Consider the following 5,439-nt stretch of genomic DNA (forward strand, 5'->3'; position numbering starts at 1 on the left):
TTTTTTAGTTTTCGATGGTCCACTTGGCTTCAAAAAGGTTTTTAAAGGAATATCCGCTCATTTCTTCTAAGACAAATGGATTTTCTGCTTTGAAATGATATTTGTTGTTATCGATAAAAACATTTACGATTTTTCCTTCTTGCAAAGCTTTCATTGCTTCATCGAAGCTTACATAATTAGGAATGATGCGCCATGATAAATTCATTGGAGTTGCAGTTAGACTCAGATACAAACGACCTGATTTTATTGGACTCCCATCTTCTTCACACACAACAATCGCCCCGTCTTTTCCTTTGGTCACGCACAAGGAACAATCATCTATCATTCCTTCTGCCATTTCTCCCGCTTGCAATCTGTCTATCATTTCGCCTGTCGTTAGTAATTCGCTCATTGTTTAACCCCTCCACTTAAATAATCGCTAATCCTTCTTCGTACTTCGTCCACAACTTGCCGGTTTTCTTTAATATGTTGAATGCTTGCGATCTCGGAATTCCGTTCTGGCTGCTGATTTCTTTGTATTTTTTCTCTTTCATCCGTCCTGTAACTACCGTTTGATAATGTGCTGGAAGCTGACTTATAAAGTCGTTAACTTCCGCCACTGTGTCATCTTCTCTTTCGCCAATCACTTCATGGACCAGCAAGTCGCCCCGCTTAGCTGCTCGATCTTCTAATTTGATGTATTTTGCCTGCAGGAACCGCTCAACGCCTTCTGCTGTTTGTTGGCTGCACTCATACTTTTCAGCGATTTCCGCTGCCGTTAAGTCGGTATCTCCGTTATGTTTGATTAACCGGATCGTGTCGTAAATATAATTCGGAATATAGAGCCGCTGGTTTTTATGACACTCTCGCATAATCCTTGTCCGTATGGCTGCTCCTAAATAAGTAAGGAACTTAAAGCCCTTGCTTTCATCAAACTTGCCGTAACAGACGACCAGCGCTTCTGTTCCGATGCTCATTAAGTCATCCAGGTCCAATCCTGCTTGTTTTCCGATGATTCTGTATTTATAAGCCATCATTCTGATAAAGTTGAGGTGCTTGTGATAAAGCTGTTCTACGCTTATTTGCTCGCCGTCTATTGTTTTCATGATTCATCCTTAACCACCAAGAATTCTTTTAGTTGTTCAAAATTCATTGTTTTTACTTTCTCTATTGCTTTTTGTCTCATTGAGATTGTCTCCGCTTGCCGCTTAACGCTTTGCTCGAATTTCTCTTTTGTTTCCCAGAAGTAATAAGACTCTCCCATCGAATAACGCGCAATGACTTTTCTTGTTCCTTGTTCAATACGCTTACGGCTAGGATTCTCTTTTTCTAGATCTTCAACTCTAACTGCATAAGCACTACTTTTGTTGGCTTCCACGATTTCGTACTCATCTATATAACGTTTCCCGCTATAAAAGAAACCAGTGGTCTCAATCCATACTCGTTCTCCTACCTGCAAAAGATCTAATTTCTTACGCTTCTTCATTCCCCTTCACCCTTTTTCCATTACGCATTTTGTGTTTCATCCGTTCTACTTCCGCTCACCGCTGCATGTAAATTTATTACTTAATCACTTTGAAGTATTGCTTTCGGCTTTCTTTATCACGCTTAACCTCTAATAGCCTCACCTTAAAGCTAGCTTTGAGGATTAGCCGTTCCGTCCATTTAAGGTTCTCTATTGATAAAATTGTGAATCGACAATAGATTCCGTTATCCAAGGTAGCCCAGACTGTGTTTCCTTTTTCGGGAATGAGTTTTCCGGGCTTTATAAATAAATTAATTGTTTTCACATCATTTTCTTTCATAAATCTCATGCCTTCCTGCATAGGTTATAGAAAGAGGGGCCGGGACAAGCCCCCCTTATTTAAATGCTCGCAACCGATAATTCTCACCGTTCATTTTGATTGAGTGAGCACCTTCTACCATCCGGCTGAATTTCTGTTCTCCATACATATCCATTAGCTGCACGTGATTGAAATTCGTTGTATAAACTGTGTGTTTGCCAATGCGAGAGTCAATTACTTCAAAAAGCTTTAAAGTTGCCCACTGGTTCGCTTCTTCCTCTTCTGCTTCTGACTGTTTCTTTTTATAGTCCGTTCCAACATCATCCAAGATCAAGAGGTCTACACTCCCCAACTGCTCAAGTAACTCATCTTCTGAATGTTTGCTTTTTTTGTGGTAAGTGGCTTTGAGTTTAGTCATTAATTTTGGTGTAGAAATGAATACTCCCGTCCACGGATTTTTTTGCTCTAGCCCTCTTTCAATTACTCGCTTAAGGATAGATACAGCTAAATGACTTTTTCCTGTCCCGTAGTTACCGATCATCATAAGGTTCACTGGATTACTTTTTGTGAAATGTTCCGCGTACCGCTGGCAAATCGCTTTTGCCTTAGCTAACTCTTCTGAAACATGCTCGTAATTTCCAAAGTTGCAATTTTTCAATCTTTCGTTAATCAAGCTGTCATTGTTAAACATGCGATTAAGCGTCATTAGTCGATGAGCCGATTTTGCCTCTTTCCCTAACACCTCATCCGCTTTCTTGATCTCTTCGCAGTAGAAACAAAACTCTTTTCCGTCCTCAATAATCATTTGCTTGTTGCACTTAACTCCGTCTATCTTATTTTCACAACGATTTTCAGAAATCGAAATCTGGCTCCTTGTCGAAGTTGTATTGAGAAAGGTCTGTATGTTTCTTAGTTTTTGCATGAGCTTGTCCCCCCTTCTGGTTAAGGTAAGCTTCAAACTTGGTTCCGAACAATGTCTCCGGCCGTAAGTATTGATTCATCTTTTGGTCTGTAAGCCACTCTGCTGTTTTCTTATCAATGACGGTTTTAAAGTCATCTAAGGTGAAACCTTCATTGAATCTGGCTTTGATAAGGTTTTGTGTTTTCTTGGATGATGCTCTGTATTTCGTTCCAGCCTTCTCGTTCAGATAATCAACTATGTCTGAGAAAGGAAGCGTAGGAGCCGAAGCGACGTTATCTTTCTCTGTTGTAATCTTTGAAGTAGTCTTAGGTATTCTCTGGTTAACCATGTGCCCATTTTGAGTAGATGAACCATTTTCCCAATATGGGTAGGCCATGTTCTCATTTTGAGTAATTGGCATACTCATTTTGGTAACATCCATATACTCATTTTGGGTAAATGCTCTGGAATAAGCTTCAAGCATCCTGTAATTCACGGTGTACCATTTTGTTCTGTCTGATTTATTTTTATTGAAAGTGCCAGTTTCGATTAACTGACTCTTTTCTAGTTTTTCAAATGTACGAATGATCGTGTTTTTGCTCCAGAAAGGAAATTGCTTTTTCCATTCTTCGTGACTGTTATAAACCCAGTACTTGCCGTCATGTTCATTTTTAGATTTTTCCACCCAGTAATGAAGTTGTTGGAGAACAATAGCTTCATTAAGCCCAATTGCTACAGCAAGCTTCGGGAGGATAACTAGTGGTTGTTCGTCTAAAAGCAGCCTGGACATTTAATCACCTTCCTGTATAAAAGAGGGTGACGATTCACCCTCGATGTGGTATACTTGTATCAATGAAATATTTTTGAACGGATTAATCAGGACACTTGATGCGCCAACATCAAGTGTCTTTTTCTGTGTCTATATCCATCAAAGGGTGAATATCTCTCTTTTCTAATATTTGATGAATAAACAGTCTTCCTTTTTGCGTCCAACGTGTATGGAGGCTTGTACCTGTTTCGCCGTTAGTTTTAGTGAACTTATGTGTTCTTGATTCTGTATATCCCTTTCCTTTGTGTTGGCTATACAGAAGCCATTGACCATTCATTTTGTACTGGACTTCCTCGTTATGAAGAATTTTATTCAACTCTTGTGCAGTAAGTCCGTAATCTTCTGCAATCTGAGAAGCCACTACTGAATCAGTTGAATCTAGTATCGTGTCCAGGTAAGTAATCTTTGGCTCAAATTCCGCCACCTGTTGTTCTAACATCAACTTTTCTGATTGCAGTTTTTGTTTTTCTTCTTCAAGGTCTGCAGCTAACCGTAAAGCTTCTGCGAATGTTGTTGGTAGTTTAGGAGTTTGCAACTGTTTAACTCTGAAATAAGACTTAACCAACTGCCTTTGAACTTCCCATGCAAGATCATCAGTGAATGATTTTACCAACATGAGATATCCTGATTCGGTCAAAACCGTGATATCTTGTCTTGCCATCGGAGATATTTCAAAAATGTTGTGAGTACGAATTTCGTCCACGCTAATTTTAAAGTAGTCTTCACCCTCAATAAGTCGGTTTTTGTTTTGTGTAAAATTCCTTTTCGCTGTTCCCTCTCTCCGTTCATGCACTTCATCAATATCTTTTAAAGTGACAACTCGTTGACCCCGATATTCTTTTATCTTTAAATCCGAAATGTTTACTGGCGATTGTTCTTTCTTTGAAATATTTTTCACTTCAAAATTTAACTCCGCCACTTTTTCTTCTGTCGCTTTCTTTAACCAATAACGATCCACCTGTTGTTTCATTTTCTTTTTAACTTCTGGATTTTTGCGGTATTCCCTCATGTACTCCCGTTTAGCTTTTCTTGCTTGTTCGAGCTGATCTTGAGTTAATTCCTCCATAGTGCCCTCCTTTTGTTATTGCCGGTACCGTTAAGCACCGGCATCTTTCTTCTCTTCTTCTAGATAGATTAAGTCTTCGATGTTGCATCTCAATGCCACACAAAGTTTCCCAATCAGATCGCCGTTAAAAACTTGAAAGCGTTCATGGTAGAAGTTGTAAAGAGTACCATAGTTGACATCTGCTTTTTCAGCTAACGCTTTTAGCGATAACTTGTGTTGTTGAAGTAGAAGACCCAGGCGATTTCTGATAATCAAGCAAAGCCCCCCTTCCTAATTTCTTAATACTATTTTATAACATGTTAGTAATTATTACAATAATATTTAATAATTTCCTAAAAAATATTGCTAACATAGTGATAAATCTTGTACAATTGATATATAATATTTATAAGAGGTGCGGAAACTATGAAAGTAAAAAACAATTTAAGGAAAATCATGTTCGAAAAAGAAATTGAATCTATTTCAGAGTTACAAAGAATCTTAGAAGCAGCCGGCAAACCGATTGCTAGAAGAACGTTGGATCGCATTTATCACAACGATAACAATCAAATTCACTATCAAACGATTGCTGATCTATGTGAAGTTTTAGAAATTGGTATTGGTGATCTCTTTTCTTTAGAAAAAGAAGAAGAGTAATCTTATACACCCCCGACCATACATAACTTAAGCTCCTTAGTTGAGCTTTTTCTTTTCCGAATCCAACCAAACACACATTCCTATTTCTACACCACCACCCCCTCAAAATTTCCCTTATTTTCTTAGATACTGGTAACAAACGCTCCGCTTTGTTGTATAATTCACTTAAAAACAAAGGTGGTTATAATGTGAAAAACAAATATTTGCTACTAGCAATATCTTTGCTTTTTAGTATTGTTCTAGC

Annotated in this window: 9 protein-coding genes; 1 reads left to right on the top strand and 8 read right to left on the bottom strand. The window is 38.4% G+C overall.

Annotated features, from left to right (window positions below; translation table 11 throughout):
• Positions 1-4: 4 nt before the first annotated feature.
• The 8 genes from BBA02S_RS19315 to BBA02S_RS19350 all read right to left on the bottom strand — a co-directional run bounded on the left by BBA02S_RS19315 (position 5) and on the right by BBA02S_RS19350 (position 4,814).
• Positions 5-391 carry a hypothetical protein gene (locus BBA02S_RS19315; RefSeq protein WP_041114653.1) on the bottom strand — a complete coding sequence of 129 codons (387 nt, stop codon included), beginning with the start codon at positions 389-391 and terminating at the stop codon, positions 5-7.
• A gap of 16 nt (positions 392-407) precedes the next feature.
• Positions 408-1,085 carry a sigma-70 family RNA polymerase sigma factor gene (locus BBA02S_RS19320; RefSeq protein WP_041114654.1) on the bottom strand — a complete coding sequence of 226 codons (678 nt, stop codon included), beginning with the start codon at positions 1,083-1,085 and terminating at the stop codon, positions 408-410.
• Positions 1,082-1,465 (bottom strand): hypothetical protein, encoded by a 384-nt coding sequence (locus tag BBA02S_RS19325; RefSeq protein ID WP_041114655.1) that lies wholly within the window; start codon positions 1,463-1,465, stop codon positions 1,082-1,084. The genes BBA02S_RS19320 and BBA02S_RS19325 overlap by 4 nt, the downstream gene beginning before the upstream one ends.
• Positions 1,466-1,541: 76 nt before the next feature.
• A complete protein-coding gene (locus BBA02S_RS19330) occupies positions 1,542-1,784 on the bottom strand; it encodes a hypothetical protein (protein WP_156141541.1) in 243 nt (80 codons plus the stop codon).
• A 55-nt stretch (positions 1,785-1,839) separates the two neighbouring features.
• On the bottom strand, positions 1,840-2,685 hold the full coding sequence (locus tag BBA02S_RS19335; protein WP_082040303.1) for an ATP-binding protein: 846 nt from the start codon (positions 2,683-2,685) through the stop codon (positions 1,840-1,842).
• Positions 2,615-3,454 carry a conserved phage C-terminal domain-containing protein gene (locus BBA02S_RS19340; protein ID WP_052477467.1) on the bottom strand — a complete coding sequence of 280 codons (840 nt, stop codon included), beginning with the start codon at positions 3,452-3,454 and terminating at the stop codon, positions 2,615-2,617. The genes BBA02S_RS19335 and BBA02S_RS19340 overlap by 71 nt, the downstream gene beginning before the upstream one ends.
• A 109-nt stretch (positions 3,455-3,563) precedes the next feature.
• Positions 3,564-4,559 carry a phage antirepressor KilAC domain-containing protein gene (locus tag BBA02S_RS19345; protein WP_052477468.1) on the bottom strand — a complete coding sequence of 332 codons (996 nt, stop codon included), beginning with the start codon at positions 4,557-4,559 and terminating at the stop codon, positions 3,564-3,566.
• Between the two features lie 30 nt (positions 4,560-4,589).
• Complete coding sequence (locus BBA02S_RS19350; protein ID WP_041114658.1) at positions 4,590-4,814, bottom strand: helix-turn-helix domain-containing protein; 225 nt, start codon at positions 4,812-4,814, stop codon at positions 4,590-4,592.
• 150 nt (positions 4,815-4,964) lie between these two features.
• Here BBA02S_RS19350 and BBA02S_RS19355 point away from each other — a divergent pair, with 150 nt between their 5' ends.
• Positions 4,965-5,195 (top strand): helix-turn-helix domain-containing protein, encoded by a 231-nt coding sequence (locus BBA02S_RS19355; RefSeq protein WP_041114659.1) that lies wholly within the window; start codon positions 4,965-4,967, stop codon positions 5,193-5,195.
• The last annotated feature ends 244 nt before the right edge of the window (positions 5,196-5,439 follow it).

This window comes from Bacillus badius NBRC 15713 (assembly GCF_001591605.1).
Lineage (GTDB): Bacteria > Bacillota > Bacilli > Bacillales > Domibacillaceae > Pseudobacillus > Pseudobacillus badius.